Raw genomic sequence first — 15,313 nt, 5'->3', positions numbered from 1 at the left:
TTTCTACCTCAGTTTCAGGGTGGCAAGGCCGACCAGTACCAGAATCACGGTGATGATCCAGAAACGGACGATCACGCGTGGCTCGGGCCAGCCCTTGAGTTCAAAGTGGTGGTGAATTGGCGCCATACGAAATACACGGCGCCCGGTCAATTTGAAGGAAGCCACCTGGATGACCACCGACAGGGTTTCCATCACGAACACACCGCCCATGATGAACAGCACGATTTCCTGGCGCACGATCACCGCGATGGTGCCCAGCGCCGCGCCCAGTGCGAGTGCGCCGACGTCGCCCATGAAGACTTGTGCCGGGTAGGTGTTGAACCACAGGAAGCCCAGGCCGGCGCCGATCAGCGCGCCGCAGAACACGATCAGCTCACCCGCACCCGGTACGTAGGGAATCAGCAGGTACTCGGCGAACTTCACGTTACCCGACAGGTAGCAGAAAATGCCGAGGGCGCCGCCGACCATCACCGTCGGCATGATCGCCAGGCCGTCGAGGCCATCAGTCAGGTTGACCGCGTTGCTCGATCCGACGATAACGAAATAGGTCAGCACCACGAAACCGATGCCCAGTGGAATGCTGGCGTCCTTGAGCATCGGGATGATCAAGGTGGTTTCCACGGCGCTTGGTGCGGTGGTGTACAGGAAGATTGCCGCCGCCAGGCCGAATACCGACTGCCAGAAGTACTTCCAGCGGCTCGGCAGCCCCTTGGAATTCTTCTCGATCACTTTACGGTAGTCATCCACCCAGCCGATGGCGCCGAACAGCAGGGTCACCAGCAGCACCACCCACACGTAGCGGTTATGCAGGTCAGCCCAGAGCACGGTGCTGACGCCGATGGACGACAGGATCAACGCGCCGCCCATGGTCGGGGTGCCGGACTTGGACAGGTGCGACTGCGGGCCGTCATTGCGAACCGATTGACCAATTTGCAGGTTCTGCAGGGTGCGGATCATCCACGGCCCCAGAAACAGCGACAAACACAGCGCGGTCAGCACACCCAGGATCCCGCGCAGGGTCAGGTACTGAAAGACCGCGAAGCCTTTGTGGAACTGTTGCAGATACTCAGCCAGCAGCAGCAGCATTAATGTTTCTCCGTACTTGAGCCACACAAGGCTGCGACGACGTTTTCCATCACCGCGCTGCGCGATCCCTTGATCAAAATGGTTGTGTGTGTGTCGTGTTCAGCCGCAGCCAACGCCTGGATCAATTCGCCCTGGGTCGCAAAGTGCCGCGCACCGGGGCCGAAGGCGTTTACCGCGTGCGCCATGTTCGGGCCGACGGCGTAGAACGCGTCGACTTTATCGGCGGCATAGGCGCCGACTTCGCGGTGCCCTTGTTCAGCCCACTCGCCCAATTCGCCGATGTCGCCGAGTACCAGCACCTTGCGGCCATCAAAGCCTCTGAGCAGATCCACGGCGGCGTTCACGGACGACGGGTTGGCGTTGTAAGTGTCATCGATCACGCGCATGCCGTTGGTGGCCAATTGCGCGACGGTGCGTCCTTTGACCGGCTGCACTGCGCCCAAGCCTGTGGCGATGCCGAACAACGACACACCCAAGGCATGGGCGGCAGCGGCAGCGGCCAAGGCGTTGGCAACGTTATGGTTGCCCAGCAGGTTCAGTTGCACGTGTTCACTGCCTTGCGGCGTGTGCAAGGTGAAGGACGGGCAACCACGCGCATCGACGGTGATGTCGCTGGCATGAAAATCGGCTGCGGCGTTGTGCACCGCAAAGGTCAGCACCTTGCGACCGGCCGCGCGTACGCGCCAGGTCTCGAAAGCCTTGTCGTCAAGATTCAGTACAGCGGTGCCCGAAGCGTCGAGGCCTTCGAGAATTTCACCCTTGGCTTCGACGATCTTTTCCGGGCCACCGAATTCACCGACGTGGGCGGTACCGGCATTGTTGATAACCGCGACATGGGGCTTGGTCAGCGCCACGGTGTAGGCAATCTCACCGACGCGTGAAGCGCCCAGCTCGATGACTGCCGCCGTGTGTTCCGGGGCCAGTTCGAGCAGGGTCAGCGGTGCGCCGAAATCATTGTTCAGGTTGCCCCGGGTGGCGAGTACCGGCCCGCGCGTGCGCAGTACGCCGGCCAACAGTTCCTTGACGGTGGTCTTGCCACTGGAGCCGGTGATCGCGGCAATCGGCTTGTCGAACGCGGCACGGTTCAGCGCGCCCAATTGGCCCAAGGCCAAGCGGGTATCGGCGACCAGCAACTGTGGCAACGTGGCGTGCGCCACTTCACGTTGCACCAGGGCACCCACGGCGCCTTTGGCGGCGACGTCGTTCAGGTAGTCGTGACCGTCAAACCGCGGGCCTGTGAGTGCGATGAACAGCTGGCCGGGCTGGATATTGCGACTGTCGATACTGACGCCGTCGAACGTGCAATCGCCCGACAGCACCCGGGCCGACAACGCCTGGGCCAGTTCGCTGAAGGTCATCGGCTTAAGCATGGGCGACCTCCCAGGCGGCCAGGGCGTGACCCGCCTCGACCAGATCGGAGAAGGCATGGCGCTCGCCATTGATTTCCTGGTAATCCTCATGCCCCTTGCCGGCCAGCACCACCACGTCATCCGCGCTGGCACTGGCGATCAATTGGGCAATGGCTGCGCCGCGACCCGCCACGAACGTGACGCTGGCAGTGTCTTTGAAGCCTTCGCGTATATCGTCGAAAATCCGGCTGGGGTCTTCGCTGCGCGGATTGTCGTCGGTCACCAGCACGCCGTCGGCCAGGCGCTCGACAATCTCGGCCATCAACGGGCGCTTGCCGCGATCACGGTCGCCGCCGCAGCCGAACAGACACAACAGCTTGCCCTTGGCGTGCGGGCGCAGGGCCAGCAGGACTTTTTCCAGTGCATCAGGGGTGTGGGCATAATCGACCACCACCAACGGTTGCGTACCGCCACCCAGGCGCTGCATGCGGCCGGCCGGGCCTTCCAGCTTGGGCAGTACTTTCAGAATTTCGTCGAGGGCGTAATCCAGGCCGAGCAAGGCGCCGATGGCTGCCAATACGTTGCTCAGGTTGAAACGCCCGAGCAGCGTGCTGCGCAAATGGTGCTCGCCTTGTGGCGTTACCAGGGTGGCGCGCACGCCCTCGTCGCTGAACTGGGCTTCGCGGCAGTACAGGTACGCACGAGTGTCTTCCAGGCTATAGCTGATCAAGCGCGCTTCGCTGTCTTGAGCTGCCAGTTGGCGACCGAAGGCATCATCCAGGTTCACTACCCGGCACTTCAGGTGATTCCAGGCGAACAGCTTGGCCTTGGCCGCTGCATACGCGTCCATGGTGCCGTGGTAATCGAGGTGGTCGCGGGACAGGTTGGTCATCACCGCCACGTCAAACGCCAGGGCCGTGACACGGCCCTGGTCGAGACCATGGGACGACACTTCCATGGCAACCGCCTTGGCGCCGGCTTTTTTCAGGTCAGCCAGGGTCGCCTGCACGGCAATCGGATTCGGCGTGGTGTGCAGGCCGCTTTGCAGCGCACCATAGAAGCCGGTGCCCAGGGTACCGACGATGCCGCAGTGCTGACCCAGCAGGTCCAGGGCCTGGGCAACCAGTTGAGTCACGCTGGTCTTGCCGTTGGTGCCGGTCACGCCCACCAGGTTCAGGTGGCGGCTCGGTTCACCGTAGAAGCGCCCGGCAATGTCGGACAACTGCGCGGCCAAGCCCTTGACTGGAATCAACGGCACATCGGTGATCGGCAGCACAGTAGCGCCTTCCACTTCATAAGCAACAGCGGCAGCACCACGTTGCAGGGCATCGGCAATATGCGCACGGCCATCGAACTTGCCACCGGGCACGGCCAGGAACAGGTCACCGGCGCGCACATTGCGGCTGTCCAGGCTCAACTCGCGAATCAACAGATCGCGGCCGGCATGGGCAAAAATCTTGTTCAGGCTAAGAGACATCAGCCGCGCCCTCCATTGGCTTTTACAGCAGCGGCCGGGGGTGCGGCGTTCGCTTGCTGGGTTGGCGCAAGATTGTCCGGCGTGATGTTCATCAGGCGCAGGGTGCCGGACATCACTTTGCTGAACACTGGCGCCGAGACCAGGCCACCGAAGTAACCGGCCTTGCTCGGTTCATCGATCACTACGACGATGGCGTAGCGCGGGTCGCTCATCGGGCCGAAACCGGCGAACAATGAGCGGTAGGAATTTTCCGCATAACCCTTGGTGCCCACCGAGGTTTTACGCGCGGTACCGGACTTGCCGGCCACGTGATAGGCCGGCACCTGGGCGCGGAATACGCCACGCGGCGCCTCGATCACTTGTTGCAGCATGCCTTGCATGGTCTTGGCGACTTTTTCCGGGATCACCTGGGTGGCTTTCGGCGCTTCGTCCACATGGATCAGGCTCAGCGGAACCATTCGGCCATTATTCGCCAATACCGAGAAAGCATGGGCCAGTTGGATCGCGGTCACCGACAGGCCGTAGCCGTAAGACAGCGTGGCGGTCTCGGCCTTTTTCCAGTCGCGGTAGTTCGGCAGGTTGCCGACGCGCTCACCTGGGAAATCGAGCCCGGTAGGCTGGCCCAGGCCGATTTTTTGCGCCAGGTGATAGATGGTTTCGCCGCCGATATCGAAGGCGACCTTACTCATCCCTACGTTACTGGAGTTGATCAGGATGCCGGTCAGATCCAGCACCGGGCCCTCGGTGCGCGACACGTCGCGGATGGTGTATTTGCCCAACTGCAAAGTGCCTGGGTACACCTCGACCTTGTCGCTGGGCTTCCAGCGTCCGGTTTCCAGGGCGGCACTCATGGAGATGGCTTTCATGGTCGAACCCGGCTCGAACACGTCGATCATTGCGCGGTTGCGCATCATCGCCGGCTGCAGGTTGCGACGGTTGTTCGGGTTATAGGTCGGCTGGTTGACCATGGCGAGAATTTCGCCGGTCTTCACGTCCATGATCACCAGGCTGCCGGCTTTGGCGCCGTTCTCGATGATCGCGTTACGCAGTTCGCGGTTGGCCAGGTACTGCAGACGCAAGTCAATCGACAACGCCAAGGGCTTGCCGGCCTTGGCGTTCTTGGTGACCTGAACATCCTTGATCAGTCTGCCGCGCCGGTCCTTGATGACCTGGCGCTTGCCGGGAACGCCGGCCAGCCACTCGTCGTAGGCCAGCTCGACACCTTCGCGGCCATGGTCATCAATATCGGTAAAGCCGACCATGTGCGCGGTGGTTTCACCGGCCGGATAGAAACGACGAAATTCCTCGATGCCATAGACACCCGGAATTTTCAGGTCGAGCACTTGCTGGCCCTGCTCCGGGGTGAGCCCGCGAACCAGGTAGATGAATTCTTTGTTGGCCTGGGCTTCCAGGCGTTCGGTCAGCGCTTTGCGGTCTTGACCCAGGGCAGCGGCGAGTTCGGGCCACTTGTCCTTGGCCACCTGCAGTTCCTTGGCGTTGGCCCACAGGGTGGTCACCGGGGTACTCACGGCCAGAGGCTCGCCGTTGCGGTCGGTAATCAGGCCGCGGTGCGCAGGAATCGGAATATGCCGCAGGCTACGGGCATCGCCCTGGCCGATCAGGAAGTCACGGTCGACGACCTGCAGGTCGAAGATCCGCCAGACGATCGCACCCACCATCAATGCCAGCAAGCCGAGCATCAGGCGGAAGCGCCATGGATAGAGTGCGCCTTCAAGTTTCATCATGGCGCCACCATGCGTACGTCGGCCGCGCCCGGAATGTGCATTTTCAGTTGTTCGGTGGCCAGCACTTCGATACGGCTATGGGCCGTCCACGTGCTCTGCTCCAGGATCAATCGGCCCCATTCCGCCTGCGCCTTGTCGCGCACACTCAATTCCCCATAGAGGGTATTGAGCAATTGACGATTCCAATGCGCGCTGTAGGACACCGCAATCGCGGACACCAGCACGCCTATAAACAGCAGCAACATAAAGAAGCTGCCGCCCGGCAGGGGTTTGGCGAAAAGCTTGCTCACCGCAACTTCTCCGCGACGCGCATGACGGCGCTGCGCGAACGTGGGTTGGCCTTGAGTTCGGCTTCGGAGGCGAACTGCGCTTTGCCATGGATTTTGATTTTCGGCACAAAGGCTTCGAAACGCACCGGCAGATTGCGCGGCAGGTTGTCGGACTCGCCCTTGACCAGACGCCGCATGAACAGTTTGACGATACGGTCTTCCAGGGAATGGAAACTGATCACCACCAGGCGACCGCCCACTTCCAACGCGTCCAGGGCAGCCTCGAGGCCAGCCTCCAGATCGCCCAATTCGTTGTTGACGTGAATGCGCAGGCCTTGGAATGCGCGGGTCGCCGGGTTCTTGCCCTTCTCCCATGCGGGGTTGGCGACCTTCAGCACTTCGGCCAGGTCAGCGGTGCGTTCGAACGGCTGGATTTCGCGGCGCTCGACCACGGCGCGGGCCATGCGACCGGCGAAGCGTTCTTCGCCGTACTCCTTGAACACCCGGGCAATTTCTTCCACCGGCGCGGTGGCGATGAACTGCGCGGCGCTGACGCCACGGGTAGGGTCCATGCGCATGTCGAGGGGGCCATCGTTCATGAAGCTGAAGCCGCGCTCCGGGTCATCGAGCTGCGGCGAAGACACGCCCAGATCGAGCAGAATCCCGGCCACCTTGCCCGCCATGCCGCGCTCGGCGACTTCGGCGCCCAGCTCGGCAAAGCTGCGCTGCACAACGACAAAGCGGCCGTCTTCGGCCGCTAGCGCTTGCCCGGTGGCAATCGCTTGAGGGTCTTTGTCGAACCCGAGGAGTTTACCGTTGGGCCCGAGCTGGCTGAGTATCAACCGACTGTGCCCGCCCCTGCCGAAGGTGCCATCCAAATAGCAGCCATCCGCGCGTACGGCGAGAGCCTCAACGGCTTCGTCAAGCAGTACGGTGATGTGGTTAAAGCCGCTATCAATAGTCACAGGATCAAATCACGCAGTTCATCAGGCATGGCGCCCGGTTGTTGAATAGCAGCCAGGTCAGCTGCAGAAACAGCATCCCAGGCATCTTCGTCCCACAATTGGAACTTGTTCAGTTGGCCTACCAGCATTGCGCGCTTGTCGAGCCTGGCGTATTCGCGCAAACGCGGCGGCACCAGGAAACGACCGCTGCCATCGAGTTCAAGGTCGACGGCATTACCGATCAGCAAACGCTGCAGGCGGCGGTTTTCTTCACGCAATGAAGGCAGAGCGCGCAACTTGGTTTCGATCAACTCCCACTCATCGAGTGGGTACACACACAAACAAGGGTCAACCGCGTCAATCGTGATAATTAACTGCCCCGAACTTCGCGAAATGAGCTCGTCACGATACCGGCTCGGCATGGCGAGACGGCCTTTTGCATCGAGACTGATAGCATTAGCTCCGCGAAACACAGGTGCGTTTCTCCAAATTTTAGCGTTTTACGTTCAAAAAACCCACTTTGTGCCACTTTCCGCCACTTGCGCACACTATAGGAATGCGCCCACCACACCGTCAAGGCGCGGATACACGGAAAAGCCTTACAGAACGGAGATTTACGAGCGTAAGGGGAGGAGAAACCCGAGTTCAGCGTGGTTTTTGACTTAACAAGCACAGATAACTCAAAGCGCTATGGCCCAGAGTTAAAGTAATTTATTAAGAGTAAGATTTTTTTGGTATTACGAAGACGCATCTGCCAATGATTTGGCAGGGAGGGATTCTTGCGTTGCTACCGGTTTTCTGGCCGAGGTTCGGACGGAAGGAAAAAGGTGGAGAGTCGATCTATAAGCCGGGTTCTGTCTTGAACAGTCATTCGTCTACGATGGCCATCACTGGACATCTTTAGCAACCTACCCGGTCCCAGCGCGGGCCACGCCTTGGGACCCTATTTGGTCTTGCTCCAAGTGGGGTTTACCTAGCCACGAACTGTTGCCAGTCGTGCGGTGCGCTCTTACCGCACCTTTTCACCCTTACCGGCACCGAAGTGCTTAGGCGGTTATTTTCTGTGGCACTTTCCGTAGGCTCACGCCTCCCAGGCATTACCTGGCACTTCGCCCTATGGAGCCCGGACTTTCCTCCCCCCCCTAATTTTCATAGAGGGCAGCGACTGTCCAATCGACTCTCCGCCGCGCAGGTTAACGGCACGACGGCCTCAGGACAAGTATTAAAAGTGCAGCATTGCCATCACCATCGGACGAAACACCGGCCCGGCCCCGGAACTATTCGGCTTTCTGTTTATCCAGCGCCGCCTGATACAACACATTCTTGCGCACCCCGGTAATTTCTGCGGCGAGGGCGGCAGCCCGCTTGAGCGGCATCTCCTTGAGCAGCAAATCGAGGATGCGCATGGCTTCGCTACCGACCGCATCTTCATCCTCTGGAGCCGTCCAGCCGGCCACCAGCACCACGCATTCTCCGCGCTGCTGATTGCTATCGCCTTCGACAAATGCGCGCAGCTCTTCCAGCGGCAGGCCCTTGAGGGTTTCGAAGGTCTTGGTCAACTCGCGAGCCAGCAGCGCCAGGCGCGCTCCGCCGAACACCAGCTCCATGTCCTGCAGGCATTCCAGGATGCGGTGCGGGGCTTCGTAGAAAATCAAGGTGCGCGGCTCTTCCTTCAGCGCCTGCAAGCGCGCGCGACGCCCTACCGTCTTGGCGGGCAGAAAGCCTTCGAAGATAAAGCGGTCCGACGGCAAGCCGGCTGCAGATAATGCTGCAATCAGCGCGCACGCGCCTGGAACAGGCACTACATTGATACCAGCGGCGCGTGCCTGGCGGACCAGATGGTAGCCAGGGTCGGAAATCAGCGGCGTGCCCGCATCGGAGATCAACGCAACATCATCACCTGCCAGCAAACGGGTGATAAAACGGCTGCCCTCCTCGCGCTCGTTGTGTTCATGGCAGGCCGCCAGTGGCGTGGGGATTCCAAAATGCTGCATCAACCGTTGGGAGTGTCGCGTGTCTTCCGCCGCGATCAATTTAACCTCGCGCAACACTTTCAATGCCCGGGCACTGATGTCGTCCAGGTTGCCAATGGGCGTCGCCACGACAAAAAGCGAGCCTGCAGTGGAATTCAAAGGACCTGGAGCAGTCAAAACGCACACCTCGATGGTTGGCAAAAGCCACATTGTAGCGCGTCAACGCGCTGAAAATATGCCGTCACGGCGGATGTCGTTTCAGCCATTGTTAGTAAAACGCAACAATTGCACGACCTAAATCCACGGTTTCACGCCACGAACATCGCGCCTGGGCCAGTGCTTGGGTACACTTCCACGCTAATTTGATCGGTATCAGGAACACTTACATGATCGCTTGCCTGCGGCTGCTCTCCGCCCTCTGCCTCGCTGCCTTGCTGGCCGCTTGCGCCAGCTCGCCCTCGTCCAGCCTTGGCGACCTACCACGCACGCCCGACGCCAGTATCGAGCAACTGCTCGAACAGGCCACGGCCGCCAAGACGCCAGAAAAGGCCGCATTGCTGCGCCTGAGTGCGGCTGACCTGGCCTACCAGCAGAACAACCCCGGCCGTTCCTCGCAGATTCTTGCGCAGGTGCCCCTGGATGTCCTGAGGCCAGCCGCGCAAGTGTTTGCCAGCACCCTGGCCGCCGAGCTGGCGATGACCCGCAACCAGCCCAAGGCTGCATTGACGGCGCTGAACCACCCCAGCCTGCAAAGCCTGAAGGAGCTGCCGGTCGATCAACAAGTGCGCACCGGCACCGTGCATGCCCGCGCCTATGAAGCCGACGGCCAGACTCTGGCGGCAGCACGGGAGCGTGTCGCCATGGCGCCGCTGCTCACCGGTGACGCCGCCAACAGCAACCACGAAGCGATCTGGGTGTTGATTGCCGCTCTGCCCGCCGAGCAGCTGCAAGCCACCGGCAACCCGACGCTGGACGGCTGGATCACCCTGGCCCAGGCGGTCAAGGGCGCCGGCACGCTGGAGCAGCAACAAACCGCCATCGACACCTGGCGCGCACGCAACCCGGGCCATCCGGCGGCCGTGCAATTGCCAACGCCCTTGACCAAACTCAAGGAGCTGGCCAGCCAGCCCCTGACCAAAATCGCCCTGCTGCTGCCGCAGGAAGGCGCCCTGGCGTCGGTCGGCAAGGCATTGCGTGAAGGCTTCATGGCCGCTCACTACCAGGCCGAACAGGCCGGGCAGAAGCCGCCGGTGATTGAGTTCTACGACAGCTCGCGCCTGACCTCCATCGACGACTTCTACGCCAAGGCCCAGGCCGCCGGCGTGCAGCTGGTGGTTGGCCCGCTGGAAAAGCCACTGGTCAAACAGCTCAGTGCACGCCCGCAATTGCCGATCACCACCCTGGCGCTGAACTACAGCGAAGGCGATCAAACCCCGGCGCAGTTGTTCCAGTTCGGCCTGGCCGCTGAAGATGAAGCCCGTGAAGTGTCGCGCCGCGCCCGTGCCGACGGCCTGCATCGCGCCGCCGCCATGGTGCCCCGTGGCGAATGGGGCGAGCGTGTCTACAAGGCCTTCCGCCAGGACTGGGAAGCCAACGGCGGCACCGTCATGGGCGTCGAGTATGTCGACCAGCCTGTGGCCCTGGCCCAGCAGATCGCCGACCTGTTCCAACTGCGCAAAAGCGAAGGCCGCGCCAAGAGCCTGCAAGACACCGTCGGCACTGACGTTGCCGCCCAGCCTTCGCGTCGCCAGGACATCGAGTTCATCTTCCTGGCCGTCACCCCGCAACTGGCCCAGCAGATCAAGCCGACCCTGAACTTCCAATACGCCGGTGATGTGCCGGTCTATGCGACGTCCCACGTCTTCAGTGCCAGTGGCGACCGCAACCAGTACCTGGACATGACCAACGTGATGTTCTGCGAAACCCCTTGGTTGCTCAACACCACCGACCCGCTGCGCAACCAGGTCGCCGCACAATGGCCGCAGGCCAATGGCAGCCTGGGCCGCCTGTATGCGATGGGCGTGGATGCCTATCGCCTGGCGCCACGCCTGGGTCAGCTCAAGGCGCTGCCGGACACCCGTGTCGACGGCCTCTCCGGTAACCTGGGCATCAGCGCCAACCAGCGCGTTGACCGCCAGATGCCGTGGGCGAAGTTCGTGGGTGGCGAGATCCAGCGCCTGCCGGATACCCCGCGCTGATGCCCGAACCGTCCAGCGCACAAAGCGGCAAGGATGCCGAACGCTACGCGCTGAACTATCTGCAACAACAGGGTCTGCGCCTTCTGGCGCAGAACTGGTTATGTAAACGCGGTGAGCTTGATCTGGTCATGCTTGACGGCGATACAGTAGTATTCGTCGAAGTCCGCTACAGAAAACACGCACAATGGGGTGGCGCGCTCGCCAGTATCGATGGGCGCAAGCGTCAAAAGCTGATACTCGCCGCGCAGTTTTTCCTGCACAAGGAGCATCGCTGGGCCAATAGCCCCTGCCGTTTCGATGTGGTTGCCATGGAAAGCACACCGTCGGGCCCAGCTGACCTGAATTGGCTCAAAGATGCCTTCGACAGCTGACTCACCCGGCACCTTCACCCCACACTTTTGCTCTTTGCTTTGCGGGCTGCACATTTCTGTGCCAAACAGCCGCGCTCATTAAGGTCACACAGATGGACATGCAATCCCGAATTCGCCAGCTTTTCCAGGCCAGCATCGACACCAAGCAACAGGCGATGGACGTACTTGCACCGCACATCGAGCAAGCCAGTCAGGTCATGGTCAACGCCTTGCTCAACGAAGGCAAAATGCTTTCGTGCGGTAACGGCGGCTCGGCCGGTGACGCCCAGCATTTCTCCTCCGAGCTGCTCAACCGCTTTGAGCGCGAGCGCCCGAGCCTGCCGGCGATCGCCCTGACCACCGATTCGTCGACCATCACCTCGATCGCCAACGACTACAGCTACAACGAAATCTTCTCCAAACAGATCCGCGCCCTCGGCCAGCCGGGCGATGTGTTGCTGGCGATTTCCACCAGTGGCAACTCGGCGAACATCATTCAAGCGATCCAGGCCGCACATGATCGCGAAATGATTGTCGTAGCATTGACCGGGCGCGACGGCGGCGGCATGGCCTCGTTGCTGCTGCCCGAGGACGTGGAGATTCGCGTTCCGGCCAATGTCACTGCACGCATTCAAGAAGTCCACCTGCTGGCGATCCACTGCCTGTGCGATCTGATCGACAGCCAACTGTTCGGGAGTGAAGAATGACCGTTAATCGCCTCAGCCTTTTGGCCATCACGCTGTGCCTCGCCATCAGCGGCTGCAGTACGGCAATCACCGCTACACGGGACACCCCCATCCAGGATGACCGGGGCACACGTACCTTCGGCAGCACCATCGATGACTCGCTGATTGAAACCAAGGTCAAGGTCAACGTCGCCAAAGCGGCTACGGACCTGGGCAATGGCGCGTCACGCATTGTGGTCACCAGCTTCAACGGCGTCGTGCTGCTGGCCGGGCAAACCCCGCGCGCCGAACTCAAGGCCCAGGCTGAACAGGCCGCCTCGGCGGTGCAACGGGTCAAGAAGGTGCACAACGAACTGCAGGTCATGGACCCGATCACGCTGCTGGCCATCAGCAACGATGCCTTGCTGACCACCAAGATCAAGGCGCAGATGCTCACCGACAGCGCCGTTCCGGGCTCGCGCATCAAGATCGTCACCGACAACGGTATCGTCTACATGATGGGCCTGTTGACCCAGGCTGAAGCCACTCGCGCGGCCAACCTGGTACAGGGTGTGTCCGGTGTGCAGAAAATCGTGAAGGTGTTCGAATACATCGACTGATGTAGCCGCAAGTCAAAAAAAGGGCGCCGTGCAGTCAATGCACGGCGCCCTTTTTTGTGGCGGTTGTTTACTGGTATTGAGAGTACGGGTTGCCCTGGAACTGGTTGTTCTGTTGTGGCGCCTGTTGCTGGGCACCCGGCTGGCCGTACTGCTGGCCTGGGATCGGGCCAAGGTTCACTTCTACGCGACGGTTCTGGGCACGGCCATTGACGTCAGCGTTACTGGCGATCGGATTATCCGGGCCGGCGCCGCGTGCGCTCAGGTTGGCGGCACTGACGCCCTGGGAGGTCAGGTAGTTGGCCACGCTCTGCGCACGGCGCTGGGAAAGGTCCATGTTCAACTGACGGCTGCCGGTGCTGTCGGTGTAGCCAACGATCTGGATGGTGTTCTGGTTGAACTGCTTGAGGGAATTGGCCAGGTTGTTCAGCGGCTGGTAGAAGCTGCTGGAGATGGCGTCGGAGTTGGTGGCGAAGGTGATATTGCCGGGCATGATCAGCTTGATCTGGTCACCCTGGCGCTGCACTTCAACCCCGGTATTGGCCATGCTTTCGCGCAGTTTTTTCTCTTGCTGGTCGGCGTAGTAGCCATAGCCGGCGGCGCCGGCACCCGCAACGACTGCGCCGATCAGCGCGCCCTTGCCACGGTTGTTATGGTCGATGGCCGCACCGGCCAATGCCCCGGCCAGCGCGCCGAGGCCGCCGTACTTGGCGGTCTTGCTCATGCCGCTTTCGGAACCATTGCCGGCCTGTCCCTGGCTGCCGTCATAAGGGTTGGGTGAAGCGCAGCCGGACAACAGGGCTACGGCGGTGGCGACAACAAGCAGACGACGCGGAGTGAACATGAAGGAAGCTCCTACTTTTGCATTCTGTGATGCAGAGGACATGGGCAACGGACCTGTGCCGGGTTTGGAACATGGCAAGCGGTAAAAATTCCGTGAGCGCGGCCCGGCAGAATAAAAAGGCCAGCCACTGGGCGCTACGTAGACCGTAGCAGACACCGGCTGAACACTAGCTGGGGTTTTGTTGCAACGCTTGTTAGACGCTACTGCCAGCCGGCAATCGCTTGGCACATAAACACCAGAACTGATCGAGCCCGCAGTATGTTTAAGAACGGTTAATGTTCAGTCCATAAACTTTGAATCTATGACGTTTGTCGTTAATGGTCTGCTATAGATATCGAGCTTCCAAAAGACGTACGCAAATGTCGAAGATCCGAAAGGAAGATATCGATCGGGTGACCGCCGCACTAGAACGCGCCGCTGATTAATATCCCCTCTGGCTATCAGACTGTCGATTCCACAAGGAAAGAACCCATGTCTTCACCATCGTCCGCGAGCCACGCAACTGGCAACGGGCTATTCGGCCTATTTTGCCTGGGCAGCTATCTACTATCCCTGTCCTACGGCACTACGTTCTTATTGGCCATGAAGCTGCGGGACAGCGGCGGCAGCGAGTCCGACGCCGGTACGATTATCTCGGTTGCGATGCTCAGCACGTTCCTGGCAGTCATATTTTCAGGCCACTTGACCGATCTGATCGGTGCTCCCAGAGCCATCGCAGCGGGTGCTGTGCTGCTGGCAGCGGCTTGCCTGGGCTTCGCGAGCGTGCCAGCTTTCGGCGTGGCACTGCTGGCCAGCGGCTTGATCCTGGGGTTTGGATGGGGCGTTTTCTACACCCTTGGGCCGATCATTGTGGCGATGATCATAGAGCCTGCCCGGCGTGTGAAGTATTTTGCATTGCTGTCGGGCAGCATGATGAGTGGTATCGGCACGGGGCCGCTGGTAGGGCGAGGCGCCGAGGCGCTGGGCCATTCGGTGGAGTCCGCATTTATCATCGCCGCCATTGCCAGCCTGGCTGGAGGGGCATTGTTTTTCCTGCTCGCCCCTTACATCAAGCAGCAGCAAGCACGTCTTGGGCCGGTGACAGTGTGCAGGATCAGCGCCCGGGCAGCACAGGCGGTGCTTGGTTCCAAGGCGGTATTTGCCATCATCATGGTCGGCCTCGGCGGCGCAATCTTCGGCGGGCTTTCGAGCTTCCAAACCTCCTATGCCGCGCTTAACCATCTCGATTATTCCCTGTTTTTCCTGGGTTTCATGAGCGCGGCGATCTCCTGTCGCCTGCTGGTCGCGGGGTATATCGTCAAGCGCGATCCCTACCTGATGTCGAGCCTGTTAAGTGCGCTGATGGTGATTTCGGTATTGATGTTCACCTTCTTCGTACACTCTTCGGCGGCGTATTTGCTGGCCGCCATTGTGCTCGGGGTAGGTTATGGGCTGACTTACTCTGTAATAAACGGGCTAGCAGCCAATGAAGCCCCCGCGGGCCAGACCGCGCAATCACTGGTTTTATTCAGTCTTTCCTACTTTGTCGGCGTGTTCGGCTTTCCGTTATTGGCCGGTAAAATAATCGTCAACCATGGCATGTCGACGTTGCTCTCTATCATCCTGGTTGTCGCCTTGTGCAACTGGTTGATCACGTTGGCGCGTCTGATATGGCGACGCACAATGCTCGGCGCAACAGCGTAACCGTCAATGCCTTACAGAAAGGAGAGGATGCCGAGTAATAGGTAAAACGGTGGCATCGGCTGCTAAGCTACGCAAACGCGATTGACTCTCCGGCAACGGCCAGCACCGGAGCC

The 15,313-nt window shown here is 60.6% G+C and carries 14 protein-coding genes and 1 other RNA gene; 5 read left to right on the top strand and 10 right to left on the bottom strand.

The window, feature by feature from the left end:
- Nucleotides 1–3: 3 nt before the first annotated feature.
- The 9 genes from mraY to rsmI form a co-directional block, all read right to left on the bottom strand.
- The gene (mraY, locus tag C4J92_RS04945) at nucleotides 4–1,086 is read right to left on the bottom strand and encodes a phospho-N-acetylmuramoyl-pentapeptide-transferase (protein ID WP_124361357.1); all 1,083 of its coding nucleotides are present in this window, start codon (nucleotides 1,084–1,086) and stop codon (nucleotides 4–6) included.
- Nucleotides 1,086–2,456, bottom strand: a complete 1,371-nt coding sequence (gene murF, locus C4J92_RS04940) for a UDP-N-acetylmuramoyl-tripeptide--D-alanyl-D-alanine ligase (RefSeq protein ID WP_124403119.1) — start codon at nucleotides 2,454–2,456, stop codon at nucleotides 1,086–1,088. Before murF ends, mraY begins: the two co-directional genes overlap by 1 nt.
- Complete coding sequence (locus tag C4J92_RS04935) at nucleotides 2,449–3,912, bottom strand: UDP-N-acetylmuramoyl-L-alanyl-D-glutamate--2,6-diaminopimelate ligase (RefSeq protein WP_124403118.1); 1,464 nt, start codon at nucleotides 3,910–3,912, stop codon at nucleotides 2,449–2,451. The genes murF and C4J92_RS04935 overlap by 8 nt, the downstream gene beginning before the upstream one ends.
- Nucleotides 3,912–5,654: a penicillin-binding protein 2 gene (locus tag C4J92_RS04930; RefSeq protein WP_164485282.1), complete on the bottom strand. Its 1,743-nt coding sequence runs from the start codon at nucleotides 5,652–5,654 to the stop codon at nucleotides 3,912–3,914. The genes C4J92_RS04935 and C4J92_RS04930 overlap by 1 nt, the downstream gene beginning before the upstream one ends.
- Nucleotides 5,654–5,947 carry a cell division protein FtsL gene (gene ftsL, locus C4J92_RS04925; protein ID WP_124361353.1) on the bottom strand — a complete coding sequence of 98 codons (294 nt, stop codon included), beginning with the start codon at nucleotides 5,945–5,947 and terminating at the stop codon, nucleotides 5,654–5,656. The genes C4J92_RS04930 and ftsL overlap by 1 nt, the downstream gene beginning before the upstream one ends.
- Nucleotides 5,944–6,891, bottom strand: coding sequence for a 16S rRNA (cytosine(1402)-N(4))-methyltransferase RsmH (gene rsmH / locus C4J92_RS04920; RefSeq protein WP_164484511.1), 948 nt, complete (start codon nucleotides 6,889–6,891; stop codon nucleotides 5,944–5,946). Before rsmH ends, ftsL begins: the two co-directional genes overlap by 4 nt.
- The gene (gene mraZ, locus C4J92_RS04915; RefSeq protein ID WP_004371993.1) at nucleotides 6,888–7,343 is read right to left on the bottom strand and encodes a division/cell wall cluster transcriptional repressor MraZ; all 456 of its coding nucleotides are present in this window, start codon (nucleotides 7,341–7,343) and stop codon (nucleotides 6,888–6,890) included. Before mraZ ends, rsmH begins: the two co-directional genes overlap by 4 nt.
- Nucleotides 7,344–7,697: 354 nt before the next feature.
- Nucleotides 7,698–8,051, bottom strand: an RNA gene (gene rnpB, locus C4J92_RS04910) — RNase P RNA component class A.
- Between the two features lie 96 nt (nucleotides 8,052–8,147).
- Nucleotides 8,148–9,053: a 16S rRNA (cytidine(1402)-2'-O)-methyltransferase gene (rsmI, locus tag C4J92_RS04905; protein WP_164487515.1), complete on the bottom strand. Its 906-nt coding sequence runs from the start codon at nucleotides 9,051–9,053 to the stop codon at nucleotides 8,148–8,150.
- A 176-nt stretch (nucleotides 9,054–9,229) separates the two neighbouring features.
- Between rsmI and C4J92_RS04900 the strand changes: the two genes are divergently transcribed.
- The 4 genes from C4J92_RS04900 to C4J92_RS04885 all read left to right on the top strand — a co-directional run bounded on the left by C4J92_RS04900 (nucleotide 9,230) and on the right by C4J92_RS04885 (nucleotide 12,676).
- Complete coding sequence (locus tag C4J92_RS04900) at nucleotides 9,230–11,041, top strand: penicillin-binding protein activator (RefSeq protein WP_124403116.1); 1,812 nt, start codon at nucleotides 9,230–9,232, stop codon at nucleotides 11,039–11,041.
- Complete coding sequence (locus tag C4J92_RS04895; RefSeq protein ID WP_124403115.1) at nucleotides 11,041–11,412, top strand: YraN family protein; 372 nt, start codon at nucleotides 11,041–11,043, stop codon at nucleotides 11,410–11,412. The genes C4J92_RS04900 and C4J92_RS04895 overlap by 1 nt, the downstream gene beginning before the upstream one ends.
- A 92-nt stretch (nucleotides 11,413–11,504) precedes the next feature.
- Nucleotides 11,505–12,098: a phosphoheptose isomerase gene (locus C4J92_RS04890; RefSeq protein WP_007904374.1), complete on the top strand. Its 594-nt coding sequence runs from the start codon at nucleotides 11,505–11,507 to the stop codon at nucleotides 12,096–12,098.
- The gene (locus tag C4J92_RS04885; protein ID WP_124361348.1) at nucleotides 12,095–12,676 is read left to right on the top strand and encodes a BON domain-containing protein; all 582 of its coding nucleotides are present in this window, start codon (nucleotides 12,095–12,097) and stop codon (nucleotides 12,674–12,676) included. Before C4J92_RS04890 ends, C4J92_RS04885 begins: the two co-directional genes overlap by 4 nt.
- Before the next feature lie 67 nt (nucleotides 12,677–12,743).
- Here C4J92_RS04885 and C4J92_RS04880 read toward each other — a convergent pair whose 3' ends face one another.
- Complete coding sequence (locus tag C4J92_RS04880) at nucleotides 12,744–13,517, bottom strand: OmpA family protein (protein ID WP_057724610.1); 774 nt, start codon at nucleotides 13,515–13,517, stop codon at nucleotides 12,744–12,746.
- Between the two features lie 471 nt (nucleotides 13,518–13,988).
- Between C4J92_RS04880 and C4J92_RS04875 the strand changes: the two genes are divergently transcribed.
- On the top strand, nucleotides 13,989–15,200 hold the full coding sequence (locus C4J92_RS04875; RefSeq protein ID WP_124403114.1) for an MFS transporter: 1,212 nt from the start codon (nucleotides 13,989–13,991) through the stop codon (nucleotides 15,198–15,200).
- Nucleotides 15,201–15,313: the final 113 nt, after the last annotated feature.

Source organism: Pseudomonas sp. R3-18-08, assembly GCF_003852065.1.
In the GTDB taxonomy this organism is placed as follows: Bacteria; Pseudomonadota; Gammaproteobacteria; order Pseudomonadales; family Pseudomonadaceae; genus Aquipseudomonas.
The sequence above is the reverse complement of the archived record's forward strand: the minus strand, read 5'-3'. Positions and strand labels throughout refer to the sequence as shown.